This window comes from Ruegeria sp. BHSA162 (genome assembly GCF_059613385.1).
Map to the genome: position 1 here is coordinate 1 of NZ_JBXWSK010000007.1, position 16980 is coordinate 16980.

Annotated in this window: 20 protein-coding genes; 7 read left to right on the forward strand and 13 right to left on the reverse strand. The window is 60.5% G+C overall.

The genetic code is table 11. From position 1 onward, the window contains the following. The 7 genes from AC2FM5_RS03975 to AC2FM5_RS04005 form a co-directional block, all read right to left on the reverse strand. Nucleotides 1–706: alcohol dehydrogenase catalytic domain-containing protein (locus tag AC2FM5_RS03975; RefSeq protein WP_496734037.1), on the reverse strand; the 706-nt coding region annotated here is incomplete at its 3' end. Between the two features lie 80 nt (nt 707–786). Beyond that, nucleotides 787–1986, reverse strand: coding sequence for a TCR/Tet family MFS transporter (locus tag AC2FM5_RS03980; protein ID WP_093964576.1), 1200 nt, complete (start codon nt 1984–1986; stop codon nt 787–789). A 124-nt stretch (nt 1987–2110) separates the two neighbouring features. Then, nucleotides 2111–2824, reverse strand: a complete 714-nt coding sequence (locus AC2FM5_RS03985; RefSeq protein WP_496734038.1) for an alpha/beta fold hydrolase — start codon at nt 2822–2824, stop codon at nt 2111–2113. Between the two features lie 11 nt (nt 2825–2835). Then, the gene (pcaD, locus tag AC2FM5_RS03990; RefSeq protein ID WP_170357069.1) at nt 2836–3624 is read right to left on the reverse strand and encodes a 3-oxoadipate enol-lactonase; all 789 of its coding nucleotides are present in this window, start codon (nt 3622–3624) and stop codon (nt 2836–2838) included. Nucleotides 3625–3697: 73 nt separating this feature from the next. Continuing rightward, a complete protein-coding gene (locus tag AC2FM5_RS03995; protein WP_170357070.1) occupies nt 3698–4672 on the reverse strand; it encodes a threonine ammonia-lyase in 975 nt (324 codons plus the stop codon). Then, complete coding sequence (locus AC2FM5_RS04000; RefSeq protein WP_496734039.1) at nt 4669–5496, reverse strand: alpha/beta fold hydrolase; 828 nt, start codon at nt 5494–5496, stop codon at nt 4669–4671. The genes AC2FM5_RS03995 and AC2FM5_RS04000 overlap by 4 nt, the downstream gene beginning before the upstream one ends. After that, entirely contained in the window at nt 5496–6182 is a 687-nt protein-coding gene (locus AC2FM5_RS04005; protein ID WP_170390854.1) for a haloacid dehalogenase type II, read from the reverse strand. The genes AC2FM5_RS04000 and AC2FM5_RS04005 overlap by 1 nt, the downstream gene beginning before the upstream one ends. Nucleotides 6183–6309: 127 nt before the next feature. Here AC2FM5_RS04005 and AC2FM5_RS04010 point away from each other — a divergent pair, with 127 nt between their 5' ends. Then, a complete protein-coding gene (locus AC2FM5_RS04010; RefSeq protein WP_170339858.1) occupies nt 6310–6738 on the forward strand; it encodes an FKBP-type peptidyl-prolyl cis-trans isomerase in 429 nt (142 codons plus the stop codon). An 11-nt stretch (nt 6739–6749) separates the two neighbouring features. Here AC2FM5_RS04010 and AC2FM5_RS04015 read toward each other — a convergent pair whose 3' ends face one another. From AC2FM5_RS04015 to fabA, 4 genes are read right to left on the reverse strand one after another with little or no spacing between them, the layout of a single operon-like run. Continuing rightward, a complete protein-coding gene (locus AC2FM5_RS04015; RefSeq protein ID WP_170357073.1) occupies nt 6750–6932 on the reverse strand; it encodes a hypothetical protein in 183 nt (60 codons plus the stop codon). 58 nt (nt 6933–6990) lie between these two features. After that, nucleotides 6991–7782, reverse strand: a complete 792-nt coding sequence (locus AC2FM5_RS04020; protein WP_093965010.1) for an enoyl-ACP reductase FabI — start codon at nt 7780–7782, stop codon at nt 6991–6993. A gap of 5 nt (nt 7783–7787) precedes the next feature. After that, entirely contained in the window at nt 7788–9017 is a 1230-nt protein-coding gene (fabB, locus tag AC2FM5_RS04025; protein ID WP_170339862.1) for a beta-ketoacyl-ACP synthase I, read from the reverse strand. A gap of 48 nt (nt 9018–9065) precedes the next feature. Next, on the reverse strand, nt 9066–9575 hold the full coding sequence (gene fabA, locus AC2FM5_RS04030; protein WP_093964585.1) for a bifunctional 3-hydroxydecanoyl-ACP dehydratase/trans-2-decenoyl-ACP isomerase: 510 nt from the start codon (nt 9573–9575) through the stop codon (nt 9066–9068). A 188-nt stretch (nt 9576–9763) separates the two neighbouring features. On the opposite strand from fabA, the gene irrA reads away from it, so the two are divergent. After that, a complete protein-coding gene (gene irrA / locus AC2FM5_RS04035; protein WP_170364932.1) occupies nt 9764–10183 on the forward strand; it encodes an iron response transcriptional regulator IrrA in 420 nt (139 codons plus the stop codon). Here the strand turns inward: irrA and AC2FM5_RS04040 are convergent, their stop codons facing one another. After that, on the reverse strand, nt 10184–11080 hold the full coding sequence (locus tag AC2FM5_RS04040; RefSeq protein ID WP_496734041.1) for a LysR family transcriptional regulator: 897 nt from the start codon (nt 11078–11080) through the stop codon (nt 10184–10186). 86 nt (nt 11081–11166) lie between these two features. Here AC2FM5_RS04040 and AC2FM5_RS04045 point away from each other — a divergent pair, with 86 nt between their 5' ends. Then, nucleotides 11167–11964, forward strand: a complete 798-nt coding sequence (locus AC2FM5_RS04045) for a phytanoyl-CoA dioxygenase family protein (protein ID WP_170598866.1) — start codon at nt 11167–11169, stop codon at nt 11962–11964. A 15-nt stretch (nt 11965–11979) separates the two neighbouring features. Here AC2FM5_RS04045 and AC2FM5_RS04050 read toward each other — a convergent pair whose 3' ends face one another. Beyond that, nucleotides 11980–12843, reverse strand: coding sequence for a glycosyltransferase family 2 protein (locus AC2FM5_RS04050; protein ID WP_170339870.1), 864 nt, complete (start codon nt 12841–12843; stop codon nt 11980–11982). Between the two features lie 122 nt (nt 12844–12965). Here AC2FM5_RS04050 and miaB point away from each other — a divergent pair, with 122 nt between their 5' ends. The 4 genes from miaB to ybeY all read left to right on the forward strand — a co-directional run bounded on the left by miaB (nt 12966) and on the right by ybeY (nt 16955). After that, on the forward strand, nt 12966–14285 hold the full coding sequence (miaB, locus tag AC2FM5_RS04055; RefSeq protein WP_496734044.1) for a tRNA (N6-isopentenyl adenosine(37)-C2)-methylthiotransferase MiaB: 1320 nt from the start codon (nt 12966–12968) through the stop codon (nt 14283–14285). A gap of 183 nt (nt 14286–14468) precedes the next feature. Further along, nucleotides 14469–15233, forward strand: a complete 765-nt coding sequence (locus AC2FM5_RS04060) for an outer membrane protein (protein WP_170441537.1) — start codon at nt 14469–14471, stop codon at nt 15231–15233. A gap of 164 nt (nt 15234–15397) precedes the next feature. Beyond that, a complete protein-coding gene (locus AC2FM5_RS04065) occupies nt 15398–16420 on the forward strand; it encodes a PhoH family protein (RefSeq protein ID WP_093964591.1) in 1023 nt (340 codons plus the stop codon). Nucleotides 16421–16460: 40 nt separating this feature from the next. Next, nucleotides 16461–16955 carry an rRNA maturation RNase YbeY gene (ybeY, locus tag AC2FM5_RS04070; protein ID WP_170357078.1) on the forward strand — a complete coding sequence of 165 codons (495 nt, stop codon included), beginning with the start codon at nt 16461–16463 and terminating at the stop codon, nt 16953–16955. The last annotated feature ends 25 nt before the right edge of the window (nt 16956–16980 follow it).

A 16980-nucleotide genomic window follows, 5' to 3' on the forward strand; every position in this document is an offset into this window, starting at 1 on the left:
GTTCTTTCAGCGTGGCCAGAACCCCATGCGTGGCGCCGAATTCCTTGGCGATTTCCAGCTTTTCCTCGGTCATGTCGACGGCCACGATCCTCCGGGCCCCTGCCAGCCGCGCGCCCTGGATGGCGTTCAGGCCCACACCGCCCGCGCCGATGACCACGACATCCTGACCCGGGCGCAACTGCGCGGCGTTGACCGCCGCCCCCACGCCGGTGATCACCCCGCAGGACAGCAGGCTGGCCACGTCCTTGGGCATCGCGTCGGGTATCTTGACGATCTGGCGGTGGCTGACCACGACCTTTTCGGCAAAGGCGCCACAGGCCATCGCCTGTTCCAGCGGCCCGCCATCCGCAGTGCGCAGCGGGCCCTTGACGGTGTCATAGGGTGTTTCGCAGATCACCGGCTTGCCGCTGGCGCAGGACGGGCAGGACCCGCAGGCGCGGATCAGGGTCACCACGACCGCATCGCCAACCTTGAATCCTCCGCTGGCTTCTCCGACGGCCGAGATCACACCGGCGGCCTCGTGCCCGTAGACGGCGGGCAGAAACCCGCCCCAAGCGCCGCTGGCATAGGTGATGTCAGAATGGCAGATCGCCACCGCATCCAACGTGACTTCGACCTCGCCCATGCCGGGCGGCGCGATCTGGATGTCTTCGATGACAAGCGGTTCGTTGAAGGCGCGGCATACGGCGGCTTTGATGGTCTGCATGGATCCCTCGTTTGGTTTGGGCCACGGTGACGCGGGAATCTGCGGTCCGCAAGGCTGAAACCGTCATTCCCGTGTCGTTGTTACGTTTCGCTGGGATGTGCGCGCAGAAACAGGACGAATCCGGCCAGCATCAGCAGCAATGCCAACAGGAACGGGGCCCCTGGAAGGTAGAATGCTGCATCAACGCGCGCGAATTGGGCGAAAACGGTGGTCATCACCAACGGGGAGATCACCATCGACAGCGCGTGGAGCGCGGCCAGAACCCCCTGAAGCTCTCCCTGCTGCGAATCCGGGGTTGCACGTGACATCTGTGCCTGAAGGGCCGGCGTCACGACGGCGCCCAGTGCGGTGATCGGAATCAGCATCAACGCAATTGTGCCGTTTGTGAGAAAACCCAGGGCCAGAAAGCTGACGATCTCGAAGATCATGCCCCAAACGATCGTGGTCCGCTCTCCCAAGTGGCGGGTAGCGGGGCGGATCAAGCCGCCCTGAACTGCCGCCATGCCCAATCCGTAGACCGCGAGTGACAACCCGATCATCTGCGGTGACCAACCGAAACGCTCGGTCGTGAAGTATGACCAGATGGCGGGATAGACGTAGATCGATACCGAGTACAAAAAGTATACCCATAGCAACGGTCGGATGCCGGGCAGGGCGGCGATGGCACGTAATGCGCTGTCAGGACGCGCGCGGTGCCAGCGGAATCCGCGGCGGTTTTTGTCCGTGACCGTCTCAGGCATGACGGCGAGGCCCAGCAGGAAGTTCGCAAATGACAACCCGGCAGCCGCCCAGAACGGGGCGCGGGTTCCGTATTCGCTCAGCAATCCGCCCATCAAAGGGCCGAGGACGAAACCCACACCAAAAGCTGCTCCGATGAGACCGAAATTGGCGGCCTTTTCATGAGGTTTCGAAACGTCCGCCATAAAGGCCGCTGCGGTTGAGTGGGTGGCCGCGGTGATGCCACCCACGATGCGGCCGATCAGCAGCAGCCAGATGCTGCCGGCCATGGCCATGACCACGTAGTCCAAGCTCATGACAAACAGGGAAACCAGCAAGACCGCGCGGCGTCCGTAAGCATCCGACAGGTTGCCCAGCACCGGACCGAACAGGAATTGCATCGCAGCAAAGGCCGTGCTGAGGATCCCGCCCCAGATGGCTGCCGATGCCAGAGAGCCGCCCTGAACCTCGACGATCAGCTGAGGCATGATCGGCATGACCAGTCCGATGCCCATGGCATCGATCATGACAGTGCCGAGGACGAACAGAAAAGGAAGACGCATGAAACCGCACGAATGACTTATTTTGCAGGACCTTAGTCGCCCGCCTGTCGTGTTGTAACCCGGTCTTTTGTGATCGAGGCGAAAATCTCGACTGACGGTACGTCAGCTTTGACCCGGCCGGATCTCAGACGCGGGTAGCGATTGCGTCCAATTGGCGGGCCAGATCCGCGGGATGCGAGAAGAATGGAGAATGGGAACTGTCGATCGTCAGGCGCAGTTCGGGCGGCGCGCAATGGCTCATCTCTTCCTGGTATTCAGTCGGAATTGTCCGGTCATCCATAGTGCGGATATAGGCCTTGGGAATTCCGTCAAAACGCTCGCTCAGGTCCAACGGCGTGTCCTGCGGGCGGATCGCCTGCGGGCACAGGCGGGCCAGGGCATAGGTGACAACGTCGGCCGGACAGTCGTGGTAGAAGAGGGATTGCACCCGGTCCGGCAACACGCTGTAGGACAGTCCGTCTGCCGATTTCTCGACCGCATCGCCAATCAGCTGTCGTGGTGCACGCCGGCGCATTTCTATCATCGACAGCCCGGGGACCGGCACGTAGGCGCAGACATAGATCAGGGCCCGCATCCGGTCTGGGGCGAATTCGGCGGCCGCACTGATCGGGTAGCCGCCCCAGGAATGGCCGACAAGAATCGTTTGCGGGGTCGTGGCATTCAAAACCGCATCTCGACAAGTCTCGAGCGTAACCTCGGATACTGGGGTCGGGTCCGATCCATGGCTGGGCAGGTCGATCGCACGGACCGAATGCCCCAGATTCTCAAGTTCCGGTATCAGATCGCGCCAGCACCATGCGCCGTGGCAAGACCCGTGAACAAGAAGAAATTCCGCCACCGTGACCTCCTTCAGATATGTCCGGTTTCTCGCAGAAAAGCGTTCAGCAGCTCGGCGTAGACCTCGGGCCGCTCGACGCAGGGCAGGTGCCCGGCCTTGCGGATCAGCTCGAACCGGGAGCCGGGGATCAGGTCGACGGTTTCGCGCACCAGATCGGGAGGGGTCGAGCCATCTTCCGAGCCCGCAATTCCCAGCGTCGGCAGTCTGAGCCCGCTGGTTGGCGTATAGAAATCCGTGCCGGAGATGGCGGAACAGCAGCCCAGATACCCCTGCACCGGTTGGCGTACCATCATATTGCGCCATAGCTCGACATCGGGGGTATCCCGAAATGCTTTCGAAAACCAGCGCTCCATGGTTGCGTCGGCCAGCGCCTCGATCCCACCTGCACGAACGGCGGCCATCCGATCGGCCCACATAGAGGGCGTCCCGATTTTGGCGGCCGTGTTTGACAGGACCATCGCCCGGATCTGATCCATCCGCTTGACGGCCAGTCCCTGCGCGATCATTCCGCCGATCGACAGGCCGACGAAGACGCAATCCCGCACCTCGAGAAAGTCCAGAAGCCGCTCGGCATCGCGCACCAGACTTCCCATCGAATAGGGACCATCCGGTTGCGAAGACAGGCCGTGCCCCCGTTTGTCATAGCGGATGATGCGCAGACCTTTGGGAAGCAGAGGTAGCACGGGGTCCCACAAGCGCATGTCGGTGCCCAACGAATTGGCAAAAACCAAAGGTGGACCATCCGGGTCACCGTCCAGGCGATAGTGAATCTGAACATCTCCGAAATCAGCGATGTGCATCTGGTCAGCCTTTTCTGCTGCGATCATTCCGACAGTTTACGCCGCGATTTATTGCATCTGTCCTAACCCGTTGTCAGGTAAGGAATTCCAACGCGCGGGCAAAGACCTGCGGATCGACATTCCCGCCCGATGCCACGACGATAACGGCGTCGCCCTGGATCTCGTTCTTGCGGAACAACGCCGACGCCAACGAGACTGCCCCGCCCGGTTCCAGAACGACCTTGAGGCGCAGGAACGCCAAGGCCATGGCGCGGAGAGCCTCGTCTTCCGATACCGCCAATCCCGGTCCGCAGAGGCGACGGAGGATCGGAAAGGTAATATCACCGGGCCGCGGTGTCAGGATCGCGTCGCAGATATTGCCTGCGGCTGCGTTGTTGGTCTGAACGGACCCCGAGGCCAGGGATCTTTTGACATCGTCGAATCCTTCGGGTTCGCAGGGGCGCGCCCTGAGACCCGGCGCATGTTTTTCCAGGGCAAGTGCCACGCCTGAGGTCAGTCCACCGCCACCACAGCATACCAGAACATCGGCGTCGGTCACACCGAGATCGCGCGCCTGCCGCGCCACCTCGAGGCCGACGGTGCCCTGACCGGCGATCACCTGCGGTTCGTCATACGGGCGGATCAACGTAAGACCGCGCTCCCGGGACAACGCCTCGCCGATCTCTTCGCGGCTTTCATTGGCGCGATCATATAGGATGACCTCGGCGCCCAACGCGCGAGTGTTTTTGATTTTCAGAGCCGGTGCGTCGGATGGCATGATGATGACGGACTGAACACCATGAAGCGTAGCGGCATGCGCCACGCCCTGCGCATGGTTGCCTGATGAATACGCGATCACCCCGCGTTTGCGAGCCTCGGAATCCAGGGCGGAAATCGCAGACCACGCGCCGCGAAACTTGAAGCTTCCAGTGTGTTGAAGACACTCGGGCTTGACCAGAACGCTCCGCCCGGCAAGGTCGTCCAGAAACGGCGATGTGAGGATCGGGGTTTCGCGCGCGTGCCCTTGCAGGCGCACGGCAGCGGCTTCGATCAGGTCAATTGTGCTCATATCAAATCCAGTACTTTGCGAATGACGGTAATGGACTGCGGTTCGTCCAGAAATGGGACATGGCCCCGGTCGGGCACTTCAGCCGAAATCAGCCCCGCGTGACGCCGGTGCATCTCTGTAAGGGTCTCGGCGCTCAGCAAGTCCGAGTTCGCTCCACGGATCACTCCGGTGGGAAGCGGGTTCAGGGCTTCGAACAATGGCCACAAATCAGCGGGCGGGCCCGCTGCAATCTGTTCTTTCAACGCGGTTCTCAATGCGGGGTCATAGCGCAACCGAAGGCCGGTGCCGGTTTCTTCGTATTGGAATGCGGCCTGCTTTCTCCAGGTTTCAATCGATACGCCCGGAAACTGCGGGTCCATTGCCTGTTTCAGCGCAAAAGCGGCCTGTTCCAGCGTTGTTGCGGCAGGAGCCTTGCCGACATAATCCATAATGCGCCCGATGGCCGACGGTTCGATTTCGGGGCCCACATCATTCAGAATGACGGCACTCAGACGTTCGGGGCAAATTGCGGCGAGGGTCATGGCAATCAACCCGCCACGCGAGGTGCCAAGGATGCTGACCCGATCTAGCTTGAGGTGATCCAGCAACTCGATCACGTCCTGTGCCTCGCGCGGAACGGAATAGTTGCGATAATCCGGATCAAAATCCGAGTCGCCGCGCCCCCGATAGTCCATCGTAATGACACGCAGTCCGTTGGCGTGCGGCGCGAAGAAGGAAAAATCCCGGCTGTTTCTGGTCAGGCCGGCAAGGCACAGCAGCGGCTTGCCGCTGCCTGTTTCTTCGTAGGTCAGGCGCAGACCGTCAGACGTCGTGAATTGCGGCATCAAACGCCCGCCAGTTCCGGGATCGAGGTCAGGTCGGACAGGACATGCGCCGGGGTCCACGGCAATCGGTCCATCGGCTCGCCGGCGCGGTTGACCCAGGCTGTAACGAACCCGTACCCGCTGGCTCCGGCGGCGTCCCAACCATTCGAGCTGACGAACAGAACGTTCGATCGTTCGCACCCGAAACGGTCGCACACAAGATCATAGACCCGTGCATGCGGTTTGAAGACGCCGACGCTTTCGACTGACAGAATGTCGTCCAATACGCCGCCGATACCCGCAGATCTGACCGCGCCTTCCAGCATGGGCGGCGATCCGTTGGACAAGATCGCGGTCTGCATCCCGCCATCCTTGAGCGCCTTCAGCATGGCGGGAACCTCGGGATAGGCCTGCAGTTCCCAATACAGGTCCAGCAGTCTCTGCCGCAGCGCTGGGTCCCTCTGCAAGCCTGTCGCCTCGAGCGCCCAGTCCAGGCCATCCTGCGTTACGTCCCAGAAATCGGCATGTGCGTCCGCCACAGCACGCAGCCACGTGTATTGCAGCTGCTTCAACCGCCAGTGGTTGGCCAGTTCAGGCCACTTGTCACGCAGCGCATCCTGGCCCGGTTCGGCGGCCGCCTGACGTGCGGCTGCGGCCACGTCGAAAAGGGTTCCGTACGCATCGAAAACGCAGGTTGTGATCGCCATCTGCCTCTCCCCATCTTCCGGGGCAGGTTGGCACAGGCCATGCGCGGGTTAAAGCGTAAAAGGGTTTACATTGCCGGGTCAGTCTCTAGGTTGGACCGCTCATTCCAAACTCAGGTCGGAGACAGTCATGACCGCAATCAAACAAGGCGACACAGTTCGCATTCACTACACTGGAACTTTGCGGGACGGCAACGTTTTCGACAGCTCGGAAGGACGCGATCCACTTGAGTTCGCCGTGGGGTCCGGCCAGATCATTCCCGGTCTGGACGCCGCTCTGCCGGGTATGGAAATCGGCGAGAAGAAGCGGGTCGAAGTGGATTGTCAGGACGCCTATGGGCCGATCAATCCCGCTATGCGCCAGGACGTCCCGCGCGAAGGCATCCCGGACGACATCCCGCTGGACCCCGGCACCCAGCTGCAGATGCAGACCCCTGATGGTCAGGCGCTGCCTGTGACCGTGGTGGACGCCAACGAAGAAACGGTGACCCTGGACGCAAACCACCCGCTGGCGGGCCAGGATCTGATCTTCGACATCGAGGTCGTTTCGATCAACTGATCAGCGCGCGTTCAGCCGCCCAACAATGACCCAACCGCCTCACGAAGCTGCGGTTGGGTATAGAAGATCCACAATACCAACAATGTCGTCAGGGTCAGCAGCAGCGTACGCGCGCGGCTGCTGAGCACTCCGGTCTTGCGACGAGAGTGAGATGCACGCGAATTGGTCGCGATTATCCGGTCTAGTTTGCTCATGTGATATCCCTGCCGCGGAAGTTTGGTAAAATCTTGGCAACGACAGGGAAAGATCGCGTCACATGAAGTCGGGCTGAGGCATTCCCAAGATGTGGAAACCGCCGTCTACGCGAATGATTTCACCGGTGGTGCAGGCCCCTGCGTCCGACGCAAGGTAAACGGCCGTTCCGCCAACCGCTTCGAGCGTAGCATTCGATCGCAGCGGGGCGTTCTGGTCGCAGAACTTGTAGGTCTTGCGAGCCCCCCCGATGGCCGCGCCGGCCAGGGTTTTCATAGGTCCGGGCGAGATGGCGTTGACCCGGATCCCGTCGGGGCCCAGATCATTCGCAAGATAGCGCGTCGCCGATTCCAGAGCAGCCTTTGCAACACCCATGACATTGTAGTTCGGCACGACCTTGTTCGAACCCTGATAGGTCAGCGTGAGCAGCGTCCCGCCGTTTTCCTTCATCATCGGATAGGCGCGACGGGCCACTTCGATGAATGAATAGGCTGAGACATCCAGCGAGTGCTTGAAATTCGCCCGCGTGGTGTTCAGAAACCGCCCGGTCAGCTCGGTCTTGTCCGAGTAGGCGATGGCGTGGACGAGGAAATCAATCGTTGGCCAACGGGCGGCCAGTTCGTCGAAGGCCCGGTCCAGCGATGCGTCATCGGTCACGTCCGCATCGACCATGAAGTCGCTGCCCAAGCTCTGTGCAAGCGGTTCCAGCCGTTTTCCGAAAGCCTCGCCCTGGTAGGTGAATGCCAGTTCAGCGCCTGCCTCGTGCATGGCCTTGGCAATGCCCCAGGCGATCGACCGATCATTGGCGACGCCCATGATCAGACCGCGCTTACCCTTCATAGAATCCGACATCATAATCACCCGTTATACTTGGACAGAATCATGGAACCGTTGGTGCCACCAAAGCCGAAGCTATTGGTCATGACACTGTCCAAACCTGCGTTTTCAACAACCTCAGTTGCGATTTCGCCGGGCTGGATGCCTTCGGCCAGCGTGTCGACATTGATCGACGGCGCAATGAAATCATGCTGCAGCATCAAGAGGCAGAAAATCGCCTCGAGCGCGCCGGCAGCACCTTGAGCGTGGCCGGTCATCGACTTGGTCGAGGAGATCGGCGGCACATTGCCCTCGCCGAAAATCCGGCGGACGGCTTCGACTTCGCCTACATCTCCGACCGGTGTCGAGGTCCCGTGGGCGTTAATGTAGCCGACCTTGCGGCCTTCCGGCAGGGTGGACAAGGCGAGGCGCATCGCGCGCTCTCCACCTTCTCCCGAGGGCGCGACCATGTCGTGCCCGTCCGAGGTTGCGGCATATCCCGTCACCTCGGCATAGATCTTCGCGCCCCGGGCCAGAGCATGTTCCAGCTCTTCCAGAACGACGATGCCACCGCCGCCCGAGATCACGAATCCGTCGCGGTTCTGATCGAACGCGCGCGAGGCTTTTTCGGGCGTGTCGTTGTATTTCGAGGACATCGCGCCCATCGCATCGAACAGGCAGGACAGGGTCCAGTCCAGTTCTTCGCCGCCACCGGCGAACATCACGTCCTGTTTGCCCAGCATGATCTGCTCGGCCGCGTTTCCGATGCAATGCAACGACGTCGAACAGGCCGAGGTGATCGAGTAGTTGATGCCCTTGATCTTGAAGGCGGTGGCCAGGTTGGCCGAGATCGTCGAGCACATGCATTTCGGAACGGCAAACGGTCCGATGCGCTTGGTTGCGCCGGTTTTCAGAACGGTCTGGTGCGCCGTCAGCATGGCGCTGGTGGACGGTCCGCCGGACCCGGCAACAAGGCCGGTACGCGGATTGACGACCTGATCTTCGCTCAGACCCGCGTCAGCGATTGCCTGGCTCATTGCGATATGGGCATACGCGGCACCTGGCCCCATGAACCGCAAAGTGCGCTTGTCGACCTGTTCCGACACATCGATCTTGAGCGTCCCTGCAACCTGACTGCGGAAGCCGTGCTCGACCATCTGCTCGCTGGCCTCGATGCCGGACTTACCCGCCTTGAGCGAGGCCAGAACCTCTTCGGCATTGTTCCCGATGGAAGAGACAACCCCCAAACCGGTGACGACGACGCGACGCATTTGCGTTCTCCTGTGTTCCATTCCCTGTTGACTGTCAATCAGCTGGGGTCAGCTTTCGGACAATGCAACCTTCATGTCCTTGACCTGATAGATGACTTCGCCATCCGCTTCGACCCGGCCATCCGCCACACCCATGGTCAGGCGGCGGGTCTGGACTGCCTTGGTGAAGTCCACGTAGTAGGTCAACATCTTGCGGTCAGGGCGCACCATGCCTGTCAGTTTCACTTCGCCCACACCCAGCGCATAGCCGCGACCCTGCCAGCCACGCCAGCCGAGGTTGAAACCGGTCAGCTGCCACAGTCCGTCAAGACCCAGACAACCCGGCATGATCGGGTTTCCGGGAAAGTGGCAATCGAAGAACCAAAGGTCCGGTGTGATGTCGAATTCGGCCACGACATGCCCCTTGCCGTGCGCGCCGCCGTCGCCTGAAATGTCGGTGATGCGGTCCATCATCAGCATCGGGGGAGCCGGAAGCTGAGCATTTCCGGGGCCGAAGAGTTCGCCGCGGGCGCATTTCAGCAGGTCGTCCTTGTCAAAGCTGCTTGGGAATTGGGCCATTCTGCCGCGTCTCCTGCCAGGGGTCTGTTTATTCAATCTGGCCTCGTCTATCACCCGTTTGCAAGGTCCTGCAAGACCACCCGAACACATCCGGCCCGCCGGAGCCGCTGGTTGCGAATGAATTTCATTTGAAATTGGTGGTGGTCGGCACTTATATATTGGGGCAGGGGAAATTGGGTAATGGTTTCATGACAGCTCAAAGCCGGGACATCGCTACGAACTGGTTGGTTGACGCCGGGCTGCGCCCGACGCGCCAGCGTGTGGCCTTGGCCGAATTGCTGGTGGGCGATGGCCGCCACCGACATGTCACCGCCGAAAGCCTGTTCGAGTCGGCCAAGAACAAGGGCGATGCCGTTTCCCTTGCAACGGTCTACAATACCCTGCGCGCCTTCTGCGATGCCGGCGTTCTGCAGGAAATCACCGTGGACGGCTCAAAAAGCTATTTCGACACCAACACCCATGACCACCCGCATTTCTTCTGGGAGGACGAGGGCCGCCTGAGCGATGCGCCGTCCGACCAACTGGTTATCCAGCGTCTGCCCGAAGCACCGGCCGGGGTCGAGATCGCGTCGGTGGACGTTGTCATCCGGCTGCGCAAAAAGCGCTGATCACAGTTTCCCAAGCGACCTAACCAGAGCCTGTTCAGCAGCGGCGACTGTCGTGTCCGCAGGGCCGGTGCCGTGACGAGCCAGAATCACGGCCTCGGTTGCATCGGGGTCGCTGATCGGCAGGCTCAGCAGCGGCATCCGATCATAGCTGAGGCCGTTTTGCGGACTGGCATAGCTGATGCCCACCCCTTCACCATGGGCCGCAAGACTGCGTTGGATCTCGAGCGATTCCGCGCGGTAGGACACGCTGGGGTGCAGCCCATGACGCCGGAACAAGCCCAGGACATGCTGCGCTGACAGACCTTCTTTGGACAGTATGAGCGGGTATTGCTCAAGCTCGGCAAGTGAAACGCTGCCTTGCCCGGCCAAAGGGTGCGCGGGACTGACCAGCGCGTTTGGCGTACTGTCCAGCAGCTTGTGGCGTGAGAAACCGGCATCGAGGCCCAGATCATAGGTGAGCGCCAGATCGAAACGGCCGTCGGTCAATCCGCTGATCAAGCCTTCGAAAGTGTCAACACCGTTGGTCAGAACGATATCGGGAAGGGTGTCCCTGATCGTTTGCATTGCCCGCGCCAGCAGGAACGGTGCAAGATCTACAAAACAACCCAACTTCAAACGGCTTGTTCCGGTAACCAGGGCTTTCGCCTCTTCGATCCGGGCAGCGCTCGTCAGCAAGGCTTCGGCCTTGTCGATGAACTTGCGCCCCTGAGGCGTCAGCGACATTGCCGCGCCGCGTCGGCGCGAGAACAGCGGATGGCCCAGGTGTTCTTCGACCCGGGTCAGCGCGTTTGAAAGCGCAGGTTGCGAAACGTTCAGGTGCTGTGCCGCGGCGGACAGGCTTCCGTGTCGCCCAATGGCGCAAACATATTCGTATTGGCGCAAGGTGATATATAACATGGAGTTAATGCTTATTTTGAAAGATATGATTTGAACAGGGGTGCCGGACATGTGCAAATCGGCCTCAGCAAATGACGGAGACCGAAATGCCACACCCTCTTGTTTCACCGGAGATGATCGAAACCTATCGCAATGACGGGGTTGTTCTGGTCAAGGGCCTGTTCGCCGATCACGTCGATGCCTTGCGAGAAGGGGTGGCTCGCAACATGGCTGATCCCGGGCCATATGCGTCGGAAAACAAGAAAGAAGGCGAAACCGGCCGTTTCTTTGACGACTACTGCAACTGGTCTCGCATCCCCGAGTTTCGGCAGGTCATTCAAGCCTCTCCGGTTGCCGAGGTCGCTGCCGACCTGATGGAGTCCCGTTCGGTCCAGATTTTCCATGACCACGTTCTGGTAAAGGAGCCCGGCACCTCGATGGCCACGCCGTGGCATCAGGATGGGCCCTATTACTTTGTGGAAGGGCGTCAGACGATAAGCTTCTGGTCGCCGCTCGACCCGGTGACGCAGGCGACTCTGCGGTGCGTGGCGGGGTCTCACCTGTGGGAAAAGGAAGTGTTGCCGACGCGCTGGGTTTCGGAGGAGGGTTTCTTTCCTGACGAGGGCCAGTACATCGCGGTACCAGACCCCGAGGCCGAAGGGATGCGGATCGTTGAGTTCGACATGGAACCCGGCGATGCGGTCGCCTTCAACTTTCGAACCCTGCATGGTGCCCGAGGAAACCAGTCGAACAGCCGGCGCCGCGCCTTCTCGCTGCGGCTGGTCGGGGATGACGCCCGGTATGTCGAGCGTCCGGGCCGGACGTCGCCGCCGTTTCCGGGGCATGACATGCGGGCTGGACAACGGTTGCGCGAGGACTGGTTCCCGGTTCTGCTCAATCGCTGAGCCGTTCCGGCCCGCTCAGAACCACTGGCCAGGTTCCATCAGGCCAAGGTCCAGCAACTGGTGCGAGTTCCATTGGAAAGGAACCGAGGACGGGCAGCGGAAACTGGGAATATCAAAGGTCGATCCCGCGTTGCTTTTCAGCGCTTTGGCGGCGCGGAACGAACAGATTGCGGCCGTCAGGTTGTGATGCCAGGGACAGGCATAGGTGTTGTACTCGGGTTCGTTAAAGGTGTGATCGGGTTGGAGGGTCAGACCCTTGCAGCTTTTGAACAGCGCGATCCGGTCGATCCGGCGCCGTTCATACGGGATGTGATCCTCGAACCGCCAACGCAGGCCACCCGACATATCCAATTGACGCTCCAGCGGTTGTCCCGATCGGTCGTGCCGGGAATGAGCATAATATCCAGTGCTGTCCAGCATCGCATGATCCGGGGCCACGCCGTTGGGATAGGCGGACAGGTCGTCGGCGTAGATGTCGATCACGTGGCAGAGCATCGCGTCGCGCCGCTCCTCGGCGTGAAAGGCCAGCATCTCTGCGACCGTGCGCGTTTCACAGAACGGAAAGAACAGGTATTCCGAGTTGTAGCAGTAGTACAGCCAGATGTTTGGCGCCGCCTGAATGACGCGATTTATGGTGTCGAACACCACGTTTCTGGGCGAGCAGCGCATCGTGACCCGGTGCACCCGGTCCAAGATTTCAGGCAGGATCGAAAACTGGGCCGGTGCAAATACGATCACGGATTTGAACCCCAAGTCCAAGTGATGGCGCAAGGTCCCATCAAGCTCGACATCGTCTTCGGCAAAAACCAATGCGACCGGCCCCTTGGTCAACGCGGCCCGGCCCGATTTCAGAAAGTGGTCGAGGGATTCGTATTTCATTGCCCGCTTGTAGCCTGCCTTGCTGGAAATACCCGTCAAATTCGGGTAATTGCGCCAGCATTGCAAGCGGCGTTCGATGCGTATAGACGACGCCGATCCAGCGAACGCAAAAGGCCCAGCCCATGTCCGAACCGAAAAAGCTGTATATCAAGACCTATGGCTGTCAGATGAACGTCTATGACAGCGAACGCATGTCCGAGGCGTTGGGCGGGCAGGGCTATGTGGAAACGCAGTCGCCCGAAGATGCGGACATGATCCTGCTGAACACCTGCCACATCCGCGAAAAGGCGGCCGAGAAGGTGTATTCCGAACTGGGCCGGTTCAAGGGGTTGAAGGCCGAAAAGCCCGATCTGAAGATCGGCGTGGCCGGTTGTGTGGCGCAGGCCGAGGGCGAAGAGATCATGCGTCGGCAGCCGCTGGTCGATCTGGTCGTCGGCCCGCAAAGCTACCACCGCCTGCCCGAGTTGGAGGCCAAGGCGCGTGCGGGCGAAAAGGCGTTGGATACCGATTTCCCCGAAGAGGACAAGTTCGAGAAACTCAAGAACCGTCCCAAGGCCAAACGCGGCCCGACGGCGTTTCTGACCGTGCAGGAAGGTTGTGACAAGTTCTGTGCCTTCTGCGTCGTGCCCTATACTCGCGGGGCCGAGGTCAGCCGCCCCGCCGACCGCATCCTGCGCGAGGCGCAGGACCTGGTCGAGCGCGGCGTGCGTGAGATCACGCTGCTGGGCCAGAACGTCAACGCCTATCACGGGGCCGGCCCCGATGGCGACATGACTTTGGCCGGGCTGATCTGGGAATTGGACAAGATCGACGGGCTGGAGCGCATCCGGTTCACAACCTCGCATCCCAACGACATGACCGACGACCTGATCGAGGCGCACGGCACCTGCGAAAAACTGATGCCCTATCTGCACCTGCCGGTACAGTCCGGCTCGGACAAGATCCTCAAGCGGATGAACCGCAGCCACACGGCCGAAAGCTATCTGCGTCTGATCGAGCGGATCCGCGAAGCGCGCCCCGATATCCTGATGTCGGGCGATTTCATCGTGGGCTTCCCCGAAGAAACCGAAGAGGATTTCCAGGCCACGTTGGATCTGGTCGAGCAGGTCCGTTATGGCTATGCGTATTCGTTCAAGTATTCGACCCGGCCGGGCACGCCTGCGGCCGAGCGTCCGCAGGTCGACCCGCAGGAAGCTGACGACCGTCTGCAACGCTTGCAGGCTCTGATCACCCGGCACCAGCGCGAGATCCAGGATGCCATGGTTGGTCGGACAGTCCGGGTTCTGTTTGAGAAACCCGGGCGTCTGGCCGGACAGATGGTTGGCAAGTCCGAGTATCTGCATGCTGTCCACGTTTCCGGAGCCGATCTTTCGGCGGGAGATCTTCGCAACGTCCGGATCACGGCCTCGGGCGCCAATTCACTGGCCGGCGAGGTGCTGTGACAGGGCTGCGTTTCACCGCTCACGCAACATTCGTGGCGTTTGTTTCCAAAATTTACCCTTGATTTATCGCTTGGAACTATGGTCGGAGAATAGCCAGATTTCTCGGGGCCGTGTTTCAGGTGGCCTTCGGGCTTTACATCGGCGGGGCTTCGGGTCGTCCGGGCACCGCAATGGAGGGTACGAGTGACACGTCAGGCAGGTATTCGACAAACAGGGGTGGGCCGTGTTCTGGCCGGCCTATTGCTGGCCGCCAGCGCAGGTATTCCCACTCATGCGGGGGATTTGGACGGCGCCGTTTCCGATCCGGTCGTGTTGGGGCCGGAGCGCTATTCCAAAGACGTCAGCGCCTTCTATCTGGGGTTCAGCGCCGGGTATGGATCAGGCGGAACAGACCAGTTCGGGCTGGCCACCAATGCGGGCACCTTTCCTATCGGCAAACTTGACCTGAGCGGTGCCTATGGCGGAATACGGGGCGGTTGGCGCGGTGTTCTGCCTGCGCGTGGCGGGCGCGATTACGTCTACGGGTTCGAGATCGGGTACGATTTCGCTTCGCTGGATGACAGTGTCACCACGCAGATAGGCACCACGACCGTTCAGGGCGGTTCTGAGATATCGGATGTGCTGTCGTTGCGGTTCAAGAACGGGCTGACCAACCCCAGCGGTTCGGTTCTGTATTTCGTTACCGTCGGGTTCGTTCAGGGTGAAATTGAAACGACCAACAGCCTGTCCAGCGGCGGCACCACTCAGCCTTTCGCAAGCGATGACCGACGCAACGGATTCGTTGCAAGCATCGGGGCCGAGCATCAATTGAACGACAATTGGTCCGTCACCGGCGAATTCGAATATGTGCAGTTCCAGTCGAAGGTCGTCGATTTTGGCTCGGGGTTCTCGACCAAATCCACGCCCAGCTACCAGGGGATTCGCGTCGGGTTGAACTACAAGTTCTGATCCCAAGGGCGGATTCCGGCCTGAGATTTCATTGCGCCGGGCCGTGAATTCCTTTCCGCCTGACCGATTTGCGATCAGTTGCTCAGATTTTTGAATCTGTGGCTTGCGCCGACCGACTCTTGTTGTCTACGCTTGGGGTGACAACGCCAAGACAGGAGAACGGATTGGCCATCGGTGCCCTTACCCCACCGCAAGATGAAATGCCCGCGAACGAGGCGTTTGTTGAATTCCCTGACAACCGATTGTTGATTGATCTTTGCGGCGAATACGACCGCAATCTGGCCGAGATCGAGCGGAAACTGTCCGTTCAGATCGTGCGACGCGGCAACCAACTGGTCGTCATGGGCGAAGACGAGCTTCAGAAGCAGGCGATCGAGGTTTTGCAGGCTCTCTACACCCGGCTGGAAGGCGGGCGCGACGTCGAAGCTGCCGACGTTGATCGCGAATTGCGGATGGGCAATTCTGAAGCCGGAACCGGCTCGCGTGATGGCGACCAGCTTGAAATGTTCAAGGGTGGAACTGTCGAAATCAAGACCCGCAAAAAGCTGGTCGAACCCCGTACTGACGCGCAAAAGGCTTATGTGCAGTCGCTGTTCAACAACGAACTCGCCTTTGGCATCGGCCCGGCGGGAACGGGCAAGACCTACCTTGCTGTGGCCGTGGGTGTGTCGATGTTCATCGGCGGACATGTGGATCGAATCATCCTCAGCCGCCCAGCCGTCGAAGCCGGCGAAAAGCTAGGTTACCTGCCCGGAGACATGAAAGACAAGGTCGATCCGTATATGCAGCCGCTGTACGACGCGTTGAATGACTTTCTGCCTGGCAAGCAACTGGCCAAGCTGATCGAGGAAAAGCGGATCGAAATCGCCCCGCTGGCGTTCATGCGCGGGCGGACACTGGCCAATGCCTTCGTTGTATTGGACGAGGCCCAGAACGCCACGACGATGCAGATGAAGATGTTCCTGACGCGCTTGGGCGAGGGTAGCCGGATGGTGATCACCGGCGACCGGTCGCAGGTGGATCTGCCGCGCGGCGTGGCTTCGGGGCTTGCGGATGCCGAGCGGCTGCTGAAGACGATCCCGAATATCAGCTTCAACTACTTCACATCCAAGGACGTGGTGCGCCATCCGCTTGTCGCCGCGATCATCGAGGCGTATGAGGCCGACTCGGGCCGGGAAACGGGTTGAACCGTCGGACCTGGGCAAATCGGCCTCGGAGCGTCACGAGATGAACTTGGAAATCACGATCGAAGACCCGCGTTGGCAGGGTATTGAGCCGTTGGCGCGCAAGGCCGTGGCCGCGACGCTGGCGCATTGCGGTGTGGATGCCGATTTGTGCGAAGTCAGCGTTCTGGGCTGCGACGACGCCCGGATTGCCGAGTTGAACGCTGAATTTCGTGAAAAGCCTGCGCCGACGAATGTGCTGAGCTGGCCCGCCGAGGACCTTGCTGCGGATCAGCCCGGCGGCACACCGCTCGTGCCCCAGCCGGATTTTACGGGTGACATCGCGCTTGGTGACATCGCGATTTCGTATGACACTTGCTGGCGCGAGGCTCAGGAGGCCGGGAAATCCATGGATGACCACGTGACCCATTTGCTGGTTCACGGAGTGTTGCATTTACTGGGGTATGATCACATTCGTGACCTTGACGCCACTTTGATGGAACGTGCCGAGGTCGAGATACTTGGCAAATTGGGTATTGATGACCCATATAATGGGTAATGTGGGCCTTGGTGCCCGATCTATT

What these genes read in the sequence shown, in the direction of transcription:
- AC2FM5_RS03980 (WP_093964576.1), bottom strand. Translation starts at nt 1,986, where the DNA reads ATGCGTCTTCCTTTTCTGTTCGTCCTCGGCACTGTCATGATCGATGCC.
- pcaD (WP_170357069.1), bottom strand. Translation starts at nt 3,624, where the DNA reads ATGCACATCGCTGATTTCGGAGATGTTCAGATTCACTATCGCCTGGAC.
- AC2FM5_RS03995 (WP_170357070.1), bottom strand. Translation starts at nt 4,672, where the DNA reads ATGAGCACAATTGACCTGATCGAAGCCGCTGCCGTGCGCCTGCAAGGG.
- AC2FM5_RS04000 (WP_496734039.1), bottom strand. Translation starts at nt 5,496, where the DNA reads ATGCCGCAATTCACGACGTCTGACGGTCTGCGCCTGACCTACGAAGAA.
- AC2FM5_RS04005 (WP_170390854.1), bottom strand. Translation starts at nt 6,182, where the DNA reads ATGGCGATCACAACCTGCGTTTTCGATGCGTACGGAACCCTTTTCGAC.
- AC2FM5_RS04010 (WP_170339858.1), top strand. Translation starts at nt 6,310, where the DNA reads ATGACCGCAATCAAACAAGGCGACACAGTTCGCATTCACTACACTGGA.
- AC2FM5_RS04015 (WP_170357073.1), bottom strand. Translation starts at nt 6,932, where the DNA reads ATGAGCAAACTAGACCGGATAATCGCGACCAATTCGCGTGCATCTCAC.
- AC2FM5_RS04020 (WP_093965010.1), bottom strand. Translation starts at nt 7,782, where the DNA reads ATGTCGGATTCTATGAAGGGTAAGCGCGGTCTGATCATGGGCGTCGCC.
- fabB (WP_170339862.1), bottom strand. Translation starts at nt 9,017, where the DNA reads ATGCGTCGCGTCGTCGTCACCGGTTTGGGGGTTGTCTCTTCCATCGGG.
- fabA (WP_093964585.1), bottom strand. Translation starts at nt 9,575, where the DNA reads ATGGCCCAATTCCCAAGCAGCTTTGACAAGGACGACCTGCTGAAATGC.
- irrA (WP_170364932.1), top strand. Translation starts at nt 9,764, where the DNA reads ATGACAGCTCAAAGCCGGGACATCGCTACGAACTGGTTGGTTGACGCC.
- AC2FM5_RS04040 (WP_496734041.1), bottom strand. Translation starts at nt 11,080, where the DNA reads ATGTTATATATCACCTTGCGCCAATACGAATATGTTTGCGCCATTGGG.
- AC2FM5_RS04045 (WP_170598866.1), top strand. Translation starts at nt 11,167, where the DNA reads ATGCCACACCCTCTTGTTTCACCGGAGATGATCGAAACCTATCGCAAT.
- AC2FM5_RS04050 (WP_170339870.1), bottom strand. Translation starts at nt 12,843, where the DNA reads ATGAAATACGAATCCCTCGACCACTTTCTGAAATCGGGCCGGGCCGCG.
- miaB (WP_496734044.1), top strand. Translation starts at nt 12,966, where the DNA reads ATGTCCGAACCGAAAAAGCTGTATATCAAGACCTATGGCTGTCAGATG.
- ybeY (WP_170357078.1), top strand. Translation starts at nt 16,461, where the DNA reads ATGAACTTGGAAATCACGATCGAAGACCCGCGTTGGCAGGGTATTGAG.